General features: G+C 65.2%; 17 protein-coding genes. 5 read left to right on the top strand and 12 right to left on the bottom strand.

The features are described from left to right. Positions 1–47: 47 nt before the first annotated feature. The 5 genes from J2X44_RS13560 to J2X44_RS13540 form a co-directional block, all read right to left on the bottom strand. Positions 48–290 (bottom strand): hypothetical protein, encoded by a 243-nt coding sequence (locus J2X44_RS13560; RefSeq protein ID WP_310085005.1) that lies wholly within the window; start codon positions 288–290, stop codon positions 48–50. A gap of 313 nt (positions 291–603) precedes the next feature. Further along, positions 604–1,854 (bottom strand): N-succinylarginine dihydrolase, encoded by a 1,251-nt coding sequence (locus tag J2X44_RS13555; protein ID WP_310087050.1) that lies wholly within the window; start codon positions 1,852–1,854, stop codon positions 604–606. After that, complete coding sequence (locus J2X44_RS13550) at positions 1,851–2,852, bottom strand: arginine N-succinyltransferase (RefSeq protein WP_310085002.1); 1,002 nt, start codon at positions 2,850–2,852, stop codon at positions 1,851–1,853. Before J2X44_RS13550 ends, J2X44_RS13555 begins: the two co-directional genes overlap by 4 nt. Next, a complete protein-coding gene (locus J2X44_RS13545; protein ID WP_310084998.1) occupies positions 2,849–4,060 on the bottom strand; it encodes a hydrolase in 1,212 nt (403 codons plus the stop codon). Before J2X44_RS13545 ends, J2X44_RS13550 begins: the two co-directional genes overlap by 4 nt. 89 nt (positions 4,061–4,149) lie before the next feature. Further along, a complete protein-coding gene (locus J2X44_RS13540) occupies positions 4,150–4,449 on the bottom strand; it encodes a hypothetical protein (protein WP_310084996.1) in 300 nt (99 codons plus the stop codon). 215 nt (positions 4,450–4,664) lie between these two features. Here J2X44_RS13540 and J2X44_RS13535 point away from each other — a divergent pair, with 215 nt between their 5' ends. Next, the gene (locus J2X44_RS13535; protein WP_310084994.1) at positions 4,665–6,761 is read left to right on the top strand and encodes a malate synthase G; all 2,097 of its coding nucleotides are present in this window, start codon (positions 4,665–4,667) and stop codon (positions 6,759–6,761) included. 39 nt (positions 6,762–6,800) lie between these two features. On the opposite strand, the gene J2X44_RS13530 is transcribed toward J2X44_RS13535, so the two are convergent. Beyond that, on the bottom strand, positions 6,801–7,928 hold the full coding sequence (locus tag J2X44_RS13530) for an acyltransferase (RefSeq protein WP_310084992.1): 1,128 nt from the start codon (positions 7,926–7,928) through the stop codon (positions 6,801–6,803). Between the two features lie 15 nt (positions 7,929–7,943). On the opposite strand from J2X44_RS13530, the gene J2X44_RS13525 reads away from it, so the two are divergent. Together J2X44_RS13525 and J2X44_RS13520 are read left to right on the top strand one after the other, a co-directional pair. Further along, positions 7,944–9,959 carry a GMC family oxidoreductase N-terminal domain-containing protein gene (locus J2X44_RS13525; protein ID WP_310084990.1) on the top strand — a complete coding sequence of 672 codons (2,016 nt, stop codon included), beginning with the start codon at positions 7,944–7,946 and terminating at the stop codon, positions 9,957–9,959. A gap of 105 nt (positions 9,960–10,064) precedes the next feature. Continuing rightward, entirely contained in the window at positions 10,065–10,793 is a 729-nt protein-coding gene (locus J2X44_RS13520) for a rhodanese-related sulfurtransferase (protein ID WP_310084988.1), read from the top strand. A 158-nt stretch (positions 10,794–10,951) separates the two neighbouring features. Here J2X44_RS13520 and J2X44_RS13515 read toward each other — a convergent pair whose 3' ends face one another. Continuing rightward, positions 10,952–12,292, bottom strand: a complete 1,341-nt coding sequence (locus J2X44_RS13515; protein WP_310084985.1) for a caspase family protein — start codon at positions 12,290–12,292, stop codon at positions 10,952–10,954. An 18-nt stretch (positions 12,293–12,310) separates the two neighbouring features. Next, the gene (locus J2X44_RS13510; protein WP_310084983.1) at positions 12,311–12,934 is read right to left on the bottom strand and encodes a class I SAM-dependent methyltransferase; all 624 of its coding nucleotides are present in this window, start codon (positions 12,932–12,934) and stop codon (positions 12,311–12,313) included. Positions 12,935–13,048: 114 nt separating this feature from the next. Between J2X44_RS13510 and trxB the strand changes: the two genes are divergently transcribed. Both trxB and J2X44_RS13500 read left to right on the top strand, forming a co-directional pair. Further along, entirely contained in the window at positions 13,049–14,014 is a 966-nt protein-coding gene (gene trxB, locus J2X44_RS13505; protein WP_310084980.1) for a thioredoxin-disulfide reductase, read from the top strand. 44 nt (positions 14,015–14,058) lie between these two features. Continuing rightward, positions 14,059–14,496 (top strand): hypothetical protein, encoded by a 438-nt coding sequence (locus J2X44_RS13500; RefSeq protein WP_310084978.1) that lies wholly within the window; start codon positions 14,059–14,061, stop codon positions 14,494–14,496. On the opposite strand, the gene J2X44_RS13495 is transcribed toward J2X44_RS13500, so the two are convergent. The 4 genes from J2X44_RS13495 to J2X44_RS13480 all read right to left on the bottom strand — a co-directional run bounded on the left by J2X44_RS13495 (position 14,493) and on the right by J2X44_RS13480 (position 17,339). After that, positions 14,493–15,296 carry a hydrolase 1, exosortase A system-associated gene (locus J2X44_RS13495; RefSeq protein WP_310084976.1) on the bottom strand — a complete coding sequence of 268 codons (804 nt, stop codon included), beginning with the start codon at positions 15,294–15,296 and terminating at the stop codon, positions 14,493–14,495. The genes J2X44_RS13500 and J2X44_RS13495 overlap by 4 nt on opposite strands. Beyond that, positions 15,281–15,955 (bottom strand): hypothetical protein, encoded by a 675-nt coding sequence (locus J2X44_RS13490; RefSeq protein ID WP_310084972.1) that lies wholly within the window; start codon positions 15,953–15,955, stop codon positions 15,281–15,283. The genes J2X44_RS13495 and J2X44_RS13490 overlap by 16 nt, the downstream gene beginning before the upstream one ends. A gap of 125 nt (positions 15,956–16,080) precedes the next feature. Beyond that, positions 16,081–16,347: an acyl carrier protein gene (locus J2X44_RS13485; RefSeq protein WP_310084969.1), complete on the bottom strand. Its 267-nt coding sequence runs from the start codon at positions 16,345–16,347 to the stop codon at positions 16,081–16,083. Continuing rightward, positions 16,344–17,339, bottom strand: a complete 996-nt coding sequence (locus J2X44_RS13480) for a GNAT family N-acetyltransferase (protein WP_310084966.1) — start codon at positions 17,337–17,339, stop codon at positions 16,344–16,346. The genes J2X44_RS13485 and J2X44_RS13480 overlap by 4 nt, the downstream gene beginning before the upstream one ends. Between the last annotated feature and the right edge of the window lie 3 nt (positions 17,340–17,342).

Raw genomic sequence — 17,342 nt, 5'->3', positions numbered from 1 at the left:
GCCACCGGCCTTGGCATATCCGGGTGACATTCGAAAGACCGCAGGCGTCAATCGGGCTGTTTTGCCGCCGCGGCCGCCGCCTGTTCATAGCGCAGACAGTCGAAAATCTTCGCGCCCGCCAGGAACACCGCGCCGCTGCACGCGGCGAGCAACAACTGACCGCCGACGCCCGGATATTCGTGCAGATAGGCGCTGCCGCGCGCCATGGCGCCGACCGCCAGCGCATAAATGATCAGGCACGCTTCAAAGCGGGTCTTGATAACGAACAGGCGTCCGATTTTTTTCAACATCGCAGTTTACTCAGCAAGAGCCGTGCCACTGACGCAAAACGGCGATTTGCGGCGCGGGGCTTATGGTAAACTGTAAGTTAATCCGACAGATCAGGGAAGGGGGGTGTAGGAGCGGGTCGGCTTTGGGGTGGGAAGTTGACGTCACTTATCCTCCCCATCGACTTGCGATGGGGAGGGGGACCGCTCGCGAAGCGAGGGGTGGAGGGGCCGCAACGCTGCGTTATTACCCCTCCGTCAGCGCTTCGCGCTGCCACCTCCCCATCGCAAGTCGATGGGGAGGATCATTAGGTCTGCTCTCGATAGCTACCGACCATCACCCCAACTCGCTCAGCCCCATCGCCTCCAACAAAGCCCCCCGCGCAGTCCGCACCTCACCCGCCAGCGTCGCCGATGCCAAATCGCCCGGCGCGATCGCTTCGGGCCAATGCTGGGCGACCACCGCGGCGATCCGGTCGAGCTTCACCTCGTCCGCCATGAACCGCGGATCGACCGTCACCGGGTCGGCAACGACGCGCAGGCGGAGGCAGGCGGGGCCGCCGCCGTTCGCCATCGACTGGCGGACGTTGACCGGCAGCAGGCGGCGGATCGGGCCGTTGCCCGCGACATGCGCCTGCAGCCAGTCCCACACCGCGGGGATCGCCTGCGCCTCGGTCGGCAGCACCAGTCCCATGCCGCCCTCAGGCAGGCTGACGAGTTGGGCGTTGAACAGATAGGATTTGATCGCGTCGGGCAGCGTCACCGCGCTCGCCGGCACCTCGACGATCTCGACCATGGGAAACGCCGCGCGGATTTCGGCGTGTGCAGATTCGCGATCTTCGAACGCGGTTTCGTGGGTGAACAGGACATGCTCATTCGCCACCGCGACGACGTCGTTATGGAACGCACCGCCTTGGATCGCGGTATCCGACTGGCGGATGAACAGCGTGCGCGCCGGGTCGAGCCGGTGGTGGCGGGCAATCGCCTTGGACGCATCGAGATGCTGGCGGGCCGGAAAACGCCCGCCACCGACTCCATAGACAAAGATTTCTACGCCTGGGCCATCGTGCCCGTTGCACAGCCGCATATGGTTCGCCGCGCCTTCGTCGCCGAAGGGGGCCGGGACCGGCGCGTGCACGGCAAAGGCGGGATCGGCAAAGGCGAGGCGAAGCTGTGCCAGCGTCCCCGGCCATTCGTGACTGCGGTGCGGCATGGTGACCAGGTTGGCGACGGTCAGATGGCATTTGCCGTCGGCGCTGTCGGGGGCGGGGGACACCGTCGCGGCATTGGCGGCCCACATCGAAGACGCCGACCACGCCTGCGCGCGCAAATGCCCCTCGGCATCGGCCAACGTCGTGCCGAGCGTTGCCAGCCACGGCGCGTCGGGGCGGTCGAGCGGCATGAAGAAGCCCTGCGGCAGGCCGAGCGCCAGATTGTGGCGCATCTTGTCGATGCCCTGCAGCGCCGCGGCGCGCGGCTGTGACACGTCGCCCGCGTTCGATGCCGACGCGATGTTGCCGCGGCTGAGCCCCGCATAATTATGGCTGGGGCCGATGATCCCGTCGAAATTGATTTCGGTGAGCATCAGCGGCCGATCCAGCTGATCTCGTCGCCCGCCTTGACCCCGAGCAGCTTCGCTGCCTCTGCATCCAGCGTCGATCCGTCCCCGACCTTGCCGAAACAGCAGCGGAAATCGGCGAGGCGGCCGGTGGCGACCAGCGCGTCGTCGCCCGTTTCGGCAATTGCGGAAACCTCGACATGCTTCGCCCCCGCGACGCTCGCGACCTGGTCGGTGCGCGCGGTCATCGTCGGGCCGCCGTCGAAGATATCGACATAATTTTCGAACGCGAAATTCTCATTCTCCAGCATCCGCATCGCGGCGCGGCCGCTGGGGTGCGGGACGCCGATGACGCTGCGCGCATGGTCGCTGAGCATCGCGATATAAACTGGGTGCTTGGGCATCAGGTCGGCGATGAACTGATTGCCGTTCACCGCGTTGAACTGGTCGGCTTCCTGAAAGCTCATGCCAAAGAACTTGCCCGCGACCCCGTCCCAGAAAGGCGAGCCGCCCGCCTCGTCGATCACCCCGCGCAGCTCGGCGAGGATGCGATCGCCGAAACGCGCGCGATGGCGGGCGATGAACAGGTAGCGCGAACGGGCGAGCAACAGCCCGAGCCCGCCGGCGCGCGCCGCGGGGTGCAGGAACAATCCGCCGACCTCGCTCGACCCGTTGAGGTCGTTGCTGAGCATCAGGATCTGCGCCTGAAAGGTGCGGCCCAGCTGCTCGCTATGCTTGCTGTCGGTGCCGATGCGATAGGAGTAGAAAGGCCAGCGTTGACCGACCTGTCCGAAAATCTGGCAGGTGCCGCGCACCTCGCCGCTGTCGAGGTCTTCGAGCACGAGGAGATACAGCTCGTCCGACGGATATTCCTTGTCGCTGGCGAACGAGGCTTCGGTGCGCTCGAGCTTCGCGCGCAAGGCCTTTTTGTCGGGGGGCAGGTTGGTAAAGCCGCCGCCGGTCAGCTTCGCCATCTCGTAAATGCTTTGCAAGTCGCCCGGCTTGGCCGCCCGGATCACGTAATTCACACTGTCCCCCGTTCCGCTATGCGTATCATCGTGAGCGCCGACAGCTGCGCCCGTTCGGCGAGGCTGTCGACGATCAGAAATTCGTCTGCCGAGTGGATCGCGCCGCCGCGCGGTCCCATCGTATCGACCACCGGGATGCCGCAGGCGGCGATATTGTTGCCGTCGCACACGCCGCCTGTCGCGTTCCAGCTGATGGGTGGCAGCCCGAGCGCGGCGCCGCAATCGCGCACCAGTTCGAACAGCCGCGTCGCGGCGGGATCGAGCGGCTTGGGCGGGCGGTTGAAGCCGCCGTGGAGGTGGCAGTGGACGTCGTGGTCGCGCGATACCGCGGCAATGGCGTCGCGCAGCGCGATTTCGGCCGCCACCATCGCGTCGGGGGTCGAAGGCCGCATGTTGACGCGCAGGATCGCGCTGTCGGGCACGACATTGTTCGGCCCTCCGCCGTCGATCTTGGCCGGATTGACCTTGAGCACGTCCGATTTCAGCGCGCCAAGCCGCAACGCCAAGTCGGCGGCGGCAAGCAACGCGTTGCGCCCGTCATCGGGGTTGCGTCCGGCGTGCGCCGACAGGCCGTGGACAACGACCGAGAAATTGCCGCTGCCCGGCCGCGCTCCCGCCAAGGTGCCGTCGGGCAGGGCGGGTTCGTAGGTTAGGGCGGCGGTCTTGCCCTTCGCAAGTTCTGCGATCAGCCGCGCCGAGGCTTGGCTGCCGGTTTCCTCGTCGCTGTTGATCATCACGTCATAGCCGACGCGGTCCGCCAGCGGCGAGGCTTCGAGCGCGGTCAGCGCGGCGAGGATCACCGAAATGCCCGCCTTCATGTCGGCGGTGCCGGGGCCGTTGAGGACGCCGGGTTCGCGCCATGTCAGGGTCTGGAACGGATGATCGGCGGCGAACACCGTGTCCATATGGCCGGTCAGCAGCAGTTGCACCGGCGCCTCGGGCCGCACGCGCAGATGCAGATGATCGCCGCGCTGGATGCTGTTCACGCGGCCCGCGGCATCGACACTTTCGACCGGATCGGCAGCGACCAGCCGTACCTCGCCCGGTAGCGCCGCAAAGGCGTCGGCGAGCAATCCCGCGACATTTTTGAGCCCCGCCAGATTGCCGGTTCCGCTGTTGACCGCGGCCCATTGCTCGACCCGCGCCAGCATTGGCGCGTCGGCGGCGCGTTCGAGGGTCGCGGTTTCGGAAGCCGTGAGCGAAGTCATCGCACGGCTATAGCGAGCGGCGCGATGCTTGCCACCCCCGGCGGGGACGAATCATCGGCCGACCATGACCGGCGGCTATGGCGCGGCGGTCAGACCGCGAGCAGCAGCGTGTCGTCGCTTTGCGGCGGGGCGGCCTGGAACGAAGGGAGGGGGTCGAACTCCGCGTCGATCAGCGCCGGCTCGACCAGCCCATCGAGCTTGAAATGACCGAGCCGCCGTTCGTCGTCGGACCGCCAGCTCTTGTCCAGGTTGAGCGCGCTGACGAACAGGTCGCCGCGGCGTTCGAACATCTGGTGCGGTGCCAGCTTCATCAACTGGCCGTTATACTGCGCGGTCACCACGCGCTTGCGCGCGATAGCTTCCATCAGGGTTAGTCGGGTCTCGCTCATGATCCTACCTTGGGGAGAAAGAGGTCATTTTTATTGTGCATTGCAGCATAATGCACATGCGAACGTTCCCGGCAAGACCCGAAAGGCAATTTGATCGTTGAAATCCTATGCGTGAAATCGCCGCCATTGCCATATTGGGCCAATCGCGGCATAGGGCGGCGGCCCTTTCCTCCCCGGGTCCACGGGCGCAGTCGCGCCGACCAGAGGGTGCTTACATGACCGAATTTCTCGACCGCGCAGGCTTGTCCGTCGATTCGCGACTGGCCGATTTCATCGAGCAGCGCGCGCTGCCGGACACGGGACTCGACGCCGACAAATTCTGGGCCGATTTCGCAGCACTACTCGGCAAATTTGCGCCCGAAAACGCCGCGCTGCTCGCCAAGCGGGAGGATTTGCAGGCCAAGATCGATGCCTGGCACGAAGCACGGGCTGGCCAGACGCATGATGCCGCGGCCTATCAGGCTTTCCTGCGCGAGATCGGCTATCTCGTCCCCGAGCCCGCGTCCTTCGCGGTCGGCACCCAGAATGTCGACCCCGAAATCGCAACGATGGCGGGGCCGCAGCTGGTCGTGCCCGCGCTCAATGCCCGTTTCGCGCTTAACGCCGCCAACGCCCGCTGGGGCAGCCTGTATGATGCGCTGTACGGCACCGACGCGCTCGACGCGCCGCCTGCGAAGCCGGGTGGCTATGACGCCGACCGCGGCTCGGCGGTGATCGCGCGCGCCAAGGCGTTTCTCGACGACGCGGTGCCGCTGGCGTCGGGCAGCTGGGCCGACTGGAGGGGTGAGGACCTGTCGCTCGCCGATCCGTCGCAATTGGTCGGCTGCAAACCTAGCGGCATCCTGCTCCGCCACAACGGATTGCACATCGAACTGGTGATCGATTCGTCGAGCGCGATCGGCAAGACCGACCCGGCGGGCATCGCCGACGTCGTGCTCGAAGCCGCGCTGACGACGATCATTGACCTGGAAGACAGCGTCGCCGCGGTCGATGGCGAGGACAAGGTGCTCGGCTACACGAACTGGCTGGGCCTGATGCGCGGCGACCTGACCGAAAGTTTCGCCAAAGGCGGCGCAACCGTGACGCGCGCGATGGAGACCGACCGCGAATGGACCTCGCCGGCGGGCGATCCGTTCGTCCTCCATGGGCGCAGCGTGATGTTCGTGCGCAACGTCGGGCATCTGATGACGACGCCGATGATCAAGCTGCCCGGCGACAATGATGCGCCCGAGGGGCTGTGCGACGCGGTGATCACCGCGCTCTGCGCGCTCCACGACCTCAAAGGCCTTGGCACCCTCGCCAACAGCCGGGCAGGCAGCATCTATATCGTCAAGCCCAAGCAGCATGGCCCCGAGGAATGTGGCTTCACCGACCGGTTATTCGACGCGGTGGAGGATATGCTGGGGCTCGCGCGCCATACGATGAAGGTCGGGGTGATGGACGAGGAGCGCCGCACCAGTGCCAATCTCGCCGCGTGCATTCATGCGGTGAAGGACCGCATCGTGTTCATCAACACCGGCTTTCTCGACCGCACCGGCGATGAAATCCACACCAGCATGCGCGCGGGGCCGATGATCCCGAAGGGCGAGATGAAAGCGTCGGACTGGATCGCGTCCTACGAAGACCGCAACGTCCGCATAGGGCTGGCCTGCGGGCTGTCGGGCAAGGCGCAGATCGGCAAGGGCATGTGGGCGATGCCCGACCTGATGCGCGCGATGCTGGAGGCGAAGATCGGCCATCCCAAATCGGGCGCCAACACCGCATGGGTGCCGTCGCCGACCGCGGCGACGTTGCACGCGCTGCATTATCATCAAATCGATGTGTTCGCGCGGCAGCAGGAGATCGCGGGCGAGACGGTGCCGTCGCTCGACCGGTTGCTGAACATTCCGGTCGCCACCGGGCGCAACTGGAGCGAGGCCGAAATCACTCGCGAGCTCGACAATAATTGCCAGGGCATTTTGGGCTATGTCGTGCGCTGGATCGATCAGGGCGTCGGCTGTTCGAAGGTGCCCGACATCGACGACGTCGGCCTGATGGAAGACCGCGCAACATTGCGGATCGCGTCGCAGGCGCTGGCGAACTGGTTGCTGCATGGCGTGTGTTCGGCGGAACAGGTCGATGCCGCGCTGGCGCGGATGGCGGCGAAGGTCGACGGGCAGAATGCGGGCGATCCGCTGTACGAAAAGCTGACTCCCGACGGGATCGCGTATCAGGCGGCGCGGGCGCTGATCTTTGACGGGGTGACCCAGCCGTCGGGTTATACCGAGCCGTTGCTGCACAAGTTCCGGCAGGCGAAGAAGGCGGCGGTATAGGGCGCGGGCCGCGCTGCCCGGTCAGACTGACTCCTGATCTCAGGATCGTCGTCGAAGCAGCGCCAGTCTCGTTCCGAAGGGCGCCAAGGATGCTGCGCGGACGCGTTGATCGAGCAGCAGCCCGATGGCGAGCGAGACACCAATCGACCATGCGAAAGCGGCAAGCCAGCTTTGGCCGCTCCGCAACAGGGCGTCCTGGACCGGCCAATGGAGCGCATAGAGCGGGAAGGACCACGCCCCGATAAAACTCGCAAGGGGCCGATAGCTGCTGTCTTCGTCGAACCCCAACCCGCACAGCAGGATAATCGGATTCAGCAGCAAGACGACGATATAGTCCGCCCAACCCAGCTGCGACGCGATCAAAATCGCAAGTGGCAACAAAACGAAAGCCAGCCATGCTGGACCCCGCGCCTTGGCAGCATTGATCCGCCATAGCAGGATGCCCATCGAATAGGACAGCAGGACGCGTGGGATGCCCAAGAGATAGTTGTCGCCCTGGCCGACATCCAAATCTTGCCAGCCGTGCATCAGGATCAGGGTCGCCAAACAGGCCATGGCTATCAGCGCGAGCCCCGCCGCGGATATTCGGCGCAGGATCAGGGTGTGGGCCGCGTTCGCAACCACCTCGAAATGAACCGACCACATCGGGTTGTTCATGTAGAATATGCCGTTTGGCATCGGCAGAAAGGCCATAGCGACGGCCGCGCATGCGAACGTCAGATAAGGGTTGGCGCCCGATGCCAGATAGATAGCGGCCGAAATTGCGACGCCGATCGCTATCATGGGCAAGAGCCGGAACCAGCGTGCTTGCAGAAACCTTACGACCCCCATGGCGGACATGCGGGCTTCAAAGGTCGCCGCGATGACAAATCCGGAGAGCAGGAAAAAGAAGTCGACGGCAAGATAGCTGCGGCTGACCAAACTGGTCACGCCCGCCAGATCGGCCGCGTGGTTGAACGCCACAACGATCGCGGCGATGCCGCGCAACATATCCAGTCCCGATAGTCGATGCACCGCCATTGGCCGCTGGTATCGCGAAATGATTGCGATCCGATTGAGACGTCGCAGCCAGACTTTGGCCCACAGGGGCCGGGCGATTGCCGCCGTTTCGATACAATACGGCTTGCCATCACCCTCTATAACCCGGCAAATTGCCAAGCGGGGCAAGCAGGGGGCAGGGCGATGACGGCACCATTTAGTTCGGGGCAACGCAAATTTCTGAAGGCGCTGACTGAGGCGCTGTTTTTCGAGGCCGACATGGCGATCACCGCCGATCAAGTGGTCGCCAATATCAGCGAACTGTTCGAAAAAGTCGGCGGGACCAAGCTGGACGAAATCCGGCTGTCGCTGACCGCGACCGAACTGGTGCTGGGCGGGCCGTTTTTCACCGAGGATGATGTCGCCGGGCGCGCCGCCAAGCTGAAGGACCGGTTGCAGGACAGCCAGATCGATCTGTTCCAGGACATGGCGCGGCTGCGTGGTATCGTTTACGCCTGCTATTACGGCCATTGGCAGCCGGGGCTGGAACCCGGCGATCAGGACGCGAATGTCGCCAATCCGGTGCACCGTCAGATCGGCTTCAAGCTGCCCAAGCACCGTGTTCGCGGCAGTGGCGAGGTGGAGATCAAGCCGGTCGTCGGACGCGAGATCGACCCGGCGCATATCCTGGATGCCACCACCCTGGGCGATGAATATGATGTCGTGGTGATCGGGTCGGGTGCGGGCGGCGCGGTCGCGGCGCACAATATCGCGGCGCAGGGCTATAAGGTGCTGATCGTCGAGGCGGGGCCGTTTTTCCCCTCGCACAAGATCCATCATCACGAACTCGACATGATCGCCAACCTCTACAAGCATGGCGCGCTCCAGACATCGACCAACCGCGATTTCGTGGTGTTCCAAGGCCGCTGCGTCGGCGGTTCGTCGACGATCAACAACGGCATCTGTCTGCGCGTCAATGAAGCGGGACGGACGCACCCCGACGCGCAGGATGTGCTGGCGAAATGGGCAAGCATCGGCGCGCCGATCGACGCCGCTGCGTTTCATGAGAGCTATGACGCGGTGCAGGCAAAGCTGGGCATCGCGCGCATCGAACCGCGCAGCGGAAGGCATAATGGCCCGCACTTGATCGAGGGCTGGCGATCCTACGCCGCCGCGTCGGGCAAACCGCGCGATGCCCGCGCGATCACCGACTGGTTCGCGAAGAATTTCGGGCCGCCGAACACGCCGAACGCCTGCGCCTATTGCGGCTATTGCAATTCGGGTTGCCCCTATGGCCGCCGCATGGGGGTGGCGCAGACCTATCTGCCCGCCGCGTGCCGCGACCACGGCGCGCGCATCCTGCCGAATACGAAGGCCGAACGGATCGTCTGGCAGACCGCCTATGACGGGCGGCGCGAGGCCGAAGCCGTGGTGCTGATCCTGCCCGGCGATGTGCGGGTGATGGTGCGGGCGCGGGTGGGGGTCGTCGTTGCGGGCGGCACCATCGCGTCGTCGAAACTGCTCGACCGCAGCGACATCGACGGCACCGGCTATCAGGTGTCGCTCAACGTCGCCTCGCCGGTGGTCGCATTGATGCCCGATGGCGTCGGCGGCGATGCGTGGGACGAGGATCAGATGTCGAGCTATGTCGATGTCGGCGACTATCTGCTCGAAAGCCATTTCCAGCCGCCGATGTCGATGGCGTCATTGATGCCCGGTTGGTTCGCCGACCATGCCAGCCGGATGAAGAATTTCGGGCGCGTCCATTCGGCGGGAATACTGTTCCCCGCCGACCGGCGCGGGCGGGTTGTGAACGACAAATTGCAGTTCCAGCTTGATGCCACCGACGATTTGCCGGTGCTGCGCGACGCGATGTCAACATTGACCAAGGTGCATTTCGCGGCGGGGGCGATCGAATGTTATCCGGCGCTGGCCAAGGGGCAGACGGTGACCCCCGACATGGACGTCGATGCGTTTTTCGCCAGCGCAATCCGCGAACAGGATGATGTGACGTTGTCGAGCAGCCACCCGCACGGCGGCAACGCGATCAACGAAGATCCGGCGCACGGCATCGTCGATCTCGATTGCCGGGTGCATGGAACGACCAATGTGCTGGTCACCGACGCGAGCGTGTTCCCCAGCTGCATCCGCGTCAACGCGCAATGGACGACGATGGCGATGGCGCACTATGCGACGGGTCGGGGCGATCCGTTCGGGTGAGCGCCTGCTCCTTTCCAGTCGTCATCCCGGCCTTCGCCGGGATGACGACTGGAAAAGTTGACACGGCTTCGACAAGCGCGGCGCGAATCGTTATGGGCAGCCGCCATGACTCTCACCGTCGCCGCCCTTTATAAATTCGCGCCGTTCGACGACCCCGCTGCGCTGCGCCAGCCGCTGATAGACCTGTGCGCCCAACGCGGCGTCAAGGGCACGTTGCTTCTTGCTGCCGAAGGCATCAACGGGACGATCGCGGGCAGTGCCGATGGCATTGCCGCGGTGCTGGACCATATCCGCGCGCTGCCAGACTGCGCCGACCTCGACGTCAAATATTCCACCGCCGTCGAAATGCCATTTCAGCGGCTGAAGGTGCGACTCAAAAAGGAAATCGTGACGCTGAAGGTCGCGGGGCTCGATCCGGCGCGCGATGCGGCGCCCTATGTCGATCCCGCCGACTGGAACGCGCTGGTCGATGATCCCGATACGGTGCTGATCGACACGCGCAACGGGTTCGAGGTCGGTTATGGCAGCTTCAATGGCGCGATCGACCCCGCGACCCACAGCTTTGGCGAGTTCCCCGACTGGTGGCGCGCCAATGCGACACGCTTTGCGGGCAAACGGGTGGCGATGTTCTGTACCGGGGGTATCCGCTGCGAAAAATCGACCGCGTTTCTGCGGCACGAGGGCGTCGACAATGTGGTGCATCTGAAGGGCGGCATTTTGGCGTATCTGGAACAGGTGCCCGCCGAAGAGAGCCGCTGGCACGGCAGCTGTTTCGTCTTCGACGAACGGGTGAGCGTCGGCCATGGGCTGGTCGAGGTGGGCGAGAAGGATTAGCGGCTTGATGGCCGCGTCGGGCTGGGGAGATGCTTTCATATCTTCGTCACCCCGGACTTGATCCGGGGTCCATGAGGTCTTGCACCGCCCTACACTGAGACGGCGTATGGATCCCGGATCAAGTCGGGGATGACGACAGTGTGGTTGGCGTTCGGTCGCTACCTGACCGTCAGCATATAGGTCACCCGATATTCACTCGCATCGCCGTCCAACGTCTTCGTAAACGTCCCTGCCGCGTCCCCCAGATCGATCGTCCCAATATTGTCGCTGCCGCCGATGTCGTCGAATTCGCGCAGCTGGAGACTCACCGGCTGGTCGAAATCGAAGCTCTGATCGACGACCCAGCTTTCGCCCTTCTTGATCGAGTAAATCTCGCTCTTTCCCTCGGGGAAGCGTTGCCCGGTGTTGAAGCGCAGGAACAGCTGGTCAGGCAGGCCGAGGCCGAGACGCCCAGTCAGTTTGACGCATTCGACGCGGACGTTGCTCAGGGTGAATCTGCGGGCCGCCGGGCGAGGCGTGGCGGCGGGCGCAGCCATCGCGGTCATCGTCACCGGTGCTGCGACGACCCCCGGACCTTTTAGCAACCGGCTGATATTGCCGCCCGCTTGCCCGGCATATTTCCCCGCCGGAAATTCGGCGAGATAGGCGCTGAAGCCGCGGACGCTGTTTTCGGCCATCGCGCCCTTCCACAGCAGTTCTTCCAGCCCGCTGCGGTCCCCCGATGCCGCGGGCACCGCGGTCGGCGCGGCTGCGCGCGGGACCAGATAGACCGGGGTGCCGGTGATGCTGGCGCTGACGAACGGCCGCTGGCTGCCGCCGGTTGCCGCGAGAACATCGTCGCGGATCAGCCCGCCGAGCAGCTGGACCGGCACGTCGGGCTGAGGCAGGCGTTTGGCGAGCGAGGTCGCGAACGGCGAATTGCCCGCAGTGCCGTCGGCGGCGGTCTGCCCCGGCGCGGCGGCAAAGATGACGAGCACATCGTCAGCCTCGACCCCCGCCAGCCCGTTGACCACCGCACGCGTGCCCGACCGCCACGAGCGGCCGAAGGGATTGTTGCGGCACGAATCGAGCACGACCATGCGAATCTGCGCCCCCGACACCGATTCCATCAGGCGGTCGAGGTTGATCGCCTCATAGGGCAGGTCGAGGTCCGATTTCAGCTGCGCGTCGGTCGGGATCAGCCAGTTCTTACCCTGCGCCTCGATCCCGTGCCCGGCAAAATAGACCATCGCGACCTCGGCGCCGTCGGCCTTGGCGCGAAAATCGCGCATCGCTTTCTGGAAATCATTGACCGACAGGTCGGCGGCGACGGTGACATCGTCAAACCCGGCCTGACGCGCCGAGGCGGCGATGATGCGGATGTCGTTGACCGGGTTGGCGAGGCGGCTGGTGTTGGCATAGTCGCTGTTGCCGATCACCAGCGCGACCTTGCGCGCTTCGGCCCCGGTCGGCGCGAACAGGACCAGCGCGGTGAGGGTGATCAACCAGAATCGTATCATCTCGCAAACCTCTCTGTGTCAGGCGGCATGCGCCGCGCCATATTCGACCCAGCCGAACGGGCGCGGGGTTTGGGGCATATAGGCGGCGGCCTGCCGATCGACGGCAAAACCCGCCGCCTGATAGGCGTCGCTGATCGGACGGGTGAGATGGCAATTGCCGCCAATCCGTTTCCATATCGGCTCGATCCGCCGCTGCCATTTTGCGACCCCGGCGTCGGGCGCGGCGCCATGTTCGAGGAACAGCGCGGTACCGCCAGGCTTCAGCACGCGGCGGATTTCGCTCAGCACCGCAGCCTGATCGGCGACCGAGCAGAGGGTGAAGGTGGTGACCACCGTGTCGAACCGCGCGTCACCGAACGGCATCGCTTCGCCGACCCCGCCCTGAATATCTGCCACCATCCCGCGCGCCTGTGCCGCGGCGCGGCTCATCGCCAGCAATTCGGGTGAGGGATCAAGCCCCGTAAAGCTGGCGATCCGCGCGGGGTCATAAAACGCCATGTTGATGCCGCCACCGCATCCCAGTTCGAGCACATCGCCGCTGGCGTTCGGCACGACCTTGCTCCGCACCTTCATGATCTGCCCCTGCGAACAGGCGCATTTGATCAGCCGCGGCACTCCATGACGTTCCCACCAACTTGCCATTTGCCCTACTCCCCCTTGGCGCGGCCAGTCTTCCCTTGGCGTAGAAGGTGACCCTTGCTAGCGCGGTTGGCAACACCCATCTGTGCGTGTCCGCACAGGATCAGAAAGACCGTCATGCCGACCACCCACCACACCAAGATGCTCATCCTAGGTTCTGGCCCCGCGGGCCTGTCGGCCGCGATCTATGCGGCGCGCGCCGGGATGCAGCCGATCGTCGTGCAGGGGCTGCAGCCCGGCGGCCAGCTCACGATCACCACCGACGTCGAAAACTACCCCGGCTTTGCCGAGGTGGTGCAGGGGCCGTGGCTGATGGAACAGATGACCGCGCAGGCGACGCATGTCGGCACCAGCATGATCTGGGACACCATCGTCGACGTCGATCTGTCGCAGCGCCCGTTCAGGATCACCGGCGACGGCGGCGATGTCTATATGGCCGAAACACTGGTGATCGCCACGGGCGCGCAGGCGAAATGGCTGGGCGTGCCGGGCGAGCAGGAACTAGGGGGCAAGGGCGTTTCAGCGTGCGCGACGTGCGACGGCTTCTTCTATCGCGGCAAGAAGGTCGTGGTGATCGGCGGCGGCAACACCGCGGTCGAGGAGGCGCTGTACCTGACCAACCACAGCGACGACGTCACCTTGATCCACCGCCGCGACCATCTGCGCGCGGAGAAGATTTTGCAGGACCGCCTGCACGCTAACCCCAAGATCAAGGTGCTATGGAACAAGCGCGTCGACCGCTTTGTGGCGGGCGAGGGCGTTTCGGGGCTGGTCGGGGTCGATCTGATCGACACGGTGACCGGCGAGGCGAGCCACGAGCCGACCGATGGCGGCTTCGTCGCGATCGGCCACAGCCCGTCGACCGAGTTGTTCAAGGGCAAACTGCCGCTGGATAGCGACGGGTATCTGGCGGTTAGCCCAGGCACTTCGCTGACAACCATTCCCGGCGTGTTCGCGGCGGGTGACGTGACCGACAAGGTGTACCGCCAGGCGGTCACCGCGGCGGGCATGGGCTGCATGGCGGCGCTGGATGCCGAGCGGTTTCTGGCCGAGGCGGAATATAAGGCGTTGGTCGAAGCGTAGGGGGAGCGACCGGGATGAGCCGACGGCGATCAAAGCGATATGCAATGGCGCATCTGTGGTGCGCCCTCGCGCTGATTGCTTCGCCGACATCCGCGATGGCCGAGGACAGCGCTGCCCGTTCGGTGCGCGTCGTGCGCGATTATGTCGACCGCGCGCGGCAGGGGCAGGACGTCGGCGCCATGGTTTCCCGATACGCCAGCGTCGGTGTGGTCGGCGTGGGCTCTCCCTATGAGCATGGCGAATTCGTGACCTATTTCAGCCAGTGCGCGTTGGTGTCGATGACCGAGGCGGCGCTGGTCGACGGGGTTCGCGAAATCGCGAGCATGGGCGATCTCTATTATGTTGTCGGCAGCTTCCTCTGCCGCGACGGCGAAACCGAAGAACCGGTCGCGCGGATCGGCTTTGGGGTTCAGGATCGGCAGATCACGCGGATCGATCTCGATCCGGCGATCTTCCTGGCGCATCGGGATGATGCAAACTAGCCAGCGCTTTCCCGGCCCAATGCTTTCAGAATCGTCTGGGCCAGCCATTCCGCATCGTCGCCCGCAAAGCTGTGCGATGCGCTGTCCAGCCGTTCGACCGGCACCGCGCCCGGATGACAATTCTCCATAAACGCCTGCGCCGTCCGGTCGCCGATGGCGAGCAGGATCGTCGCCCGGCAGGGTAGTTTGGCGAGCGCGGCGTCGAGGCGGGCGGGCAGGCTGTCAGGCACGGCGGGGGCGGGTTTGCGGCGGAGGGCGGACAGGCCGCGCGCCAGTTTCCTGAGATCGATTTCGCCTTTCAGCAGCCGGAGCAGGCTTTTCGGATCGGTCAGCCGCGCCAGATAGCGGGCGCGGATCGCCGACGCGGGGGGCAGCGCGGGTTCGGCGGCTTCCGCTTCATCACGTTCGTAGGTCCAGGGATTGGCGAGGACCAGGCGGTCGAGTGCGAGCGGCTGGTGGAGCAGCAGTGCGCTGGCGGCGTCACAATTGCCGAAGGCAATGATGCGGGAGAGTTGCGGCGCGGCGGCGCGAAAGGTGGTGATGGCGGCAGTGATGTCGGGGCCGCTGCTCGTGTAGCCACCATTGCCGCCCTCGCTGTCGCCAATGCCGCGGCGGTCGAAGCGGAACACGGGGTGACCGGCTTCGGCGATGCTCTGCGCCAGCATCGCCATGCCGCGATGCGCGCCGCTGCGGATTTCGTTGCCACCCGACACGATGAGCAGACCGGTGGTGCTCGGCGCTTCGTCGAGCGTCGCGGCGAGGGTGGCGCCCCCGCAATCGAAACTCAGCTGATGCCGCATGTTGTGCTCCAGGCGGTAATGTCGGTGGCGATTGCTTCGGCCATGACGCTATCCTCACCCGGTTCTGCGCGCAGCCAGAGCGGGGTTCCGGCGATGGCGTCGGCGGCGCTGCCGACAGTGACGGTGCGGAGGGGGAGGACGGGTTGGGCTTCGGCGCTGCCCAGCTGCGCGATCATCGCTGGCGAAAGGCGGTTGCCCGCGAGCAGCAGCGGCGCGGTGGCGGCTTCGGCTTGCAGACTGCCCGGCGACGAGATCAGCCCGGCTTCGCGATCGGCGGCGACGCGGGCGCGCATCAGGGTGCGGAGCAGCGACGCGCCGCCGACCGCGGCGAGCCGCCACCAGACCGCGGCCTTCGCGTGGTGGTCGATCAGCGCGCCGCCGCGGAGCGACGCGATGATAAGCGGGCCGTCGATGGCTGCGGCAGTATCGGCGAGTGCGGTTTGCCAGGTGGCGAGGTTAACCTGTTCCAGTGGAACGAGGCTTTCGTTCTGGCCAGGGAGATCGGGGAGCATGGACGCGAAACCGTCTGCGGAGAGCGCGCGCATCGCCAGCACCAGCGTGCGGCGGGTGCGGTTGGCTTCCTCGAACAACGGCGGAACGAACAGCACAGTGGCACGCGGGGTGCCGGTGGGTTCGAGGTGGAAACAATACTCAGCCATAGCTTAAGCAGGCCGTGTGTCCCCGCGAAGGCGGGGACCCATCACCTGCCGGTTCGAAATTGTGCCGACCGGAGATGGACCCCCGCCTTCGCGGGGGAACAGGGTAGTGGGGATGACCTTTTCGATCACTCGCCAACCTTGCGCAACGAGAAGGCGAGCAAATTACCATAGGTTTCAAAGATTTCACCATCGACCTCGTCATCATCGATCACGATCCCGAGCCGATCCTCCATCTCGGTCAGCACCGTGGCGACCGCCATCGAGTCGAACTCGGGGAGCGCGCCGAACAGGCCGCTGTCGTCGGTCAGCGCGGCGGCGCGGTCTTCGCCGAGGCCGAGCACATCGGCGAGCAGGGCGCGGAGGGTGGCGTCGACGGTATCGGGTTCGGTCACGTTTCTTTCCTCAACAGGGAACGGGCGAAGGCCTTGAATGCCGGTCCCCATGCCGCGGGGCGCGACGGATTGAAAGCCTCGATCCGCCACAGCGGGTCGTGGCGGTTCATCCAGTCGCGTTTGTAGCCGTCGTTGCCGGTGCCGAAATCGATACGCTTTACCTTGTCGATGTCGATGACATGGCGGAACAAAGCTGCCGACAGCAACGTCCCGGGGGAGGCTTTCAGGCTGTCCTCGACATGCGCGAGCTTGTGGATGAACGCGGTGCCGTCCTCGACGGTCCAGAACTGCGCCGCGACGGGGATGCTGTCGATGCGCGCGATCCCCATCCGCAAGGTGCCGCGGGCGCCTTCGGCCTCGGCAAAAGCCCGGAGCAATGCGGGGCGGCCTTCTTCGGGTTTCCAGCTCGCGGCATAAATCTGTTCGTAGGCGGCCCAGCTGCCATCGTCGAACGCGGTGAGCAGTTGAATGTCGACAATGCCCTTTTTCGCCTTGCGCTGGACGGTGCTGCGCAGCGCGCCGGGGCGGCTGGCCCACCAGGCGTCGTGATCCGTGTCGCCAAGGTCGAGCCAGTGACGGTCGCCAGCGCGCGTCACCTTGACCCACCAGCCCGCGGAGCGAAGGACGTCCGTGATGTCATCGGGGGAAATGATCGGATATAGCGTCAGGCGCGTGGTCGTGCGGCGAAGATCGGTACACAGCGCCTGCAAGGCGGAGCCGCGGTCGCCGTCGCCGGTATAGAGCGGGCGGATGGCGAAGCTGTACCAGTTGGTCAGGCCCGCAACATCGCCCGGCCTTTCGATACGCAGCGGCAACCACGCAGTTGCTCCCTCGGCGTGACCACGCGCGTCAATCCGGCCCTGTCCGGCAAAGCCATGCGCTTCGAGCAAGTCGAACCACGCGGCGCGATCGAAGGGCGAGGCAAAGCCCGCCGCGCGCGCCGCGACCGGCAACCGCTCATCATTAGCGTGATGTTCACCGTTCCCTTGCATGGT

The sequence above is a fragment of the Sphingopyxis sp. BE259 genome, assembly GCF_031457495.1.
Lineage (GTDB): Bacteria > Pseudomonadota > Alphaproteobacteria > Sphingomonadales > Sphingomonadaceae > Sphingopyxis.
Note: the sequence above shows the minus strand (reverse complement) of the source record. Positions and strands in the feature narration are given on the sequence as shown.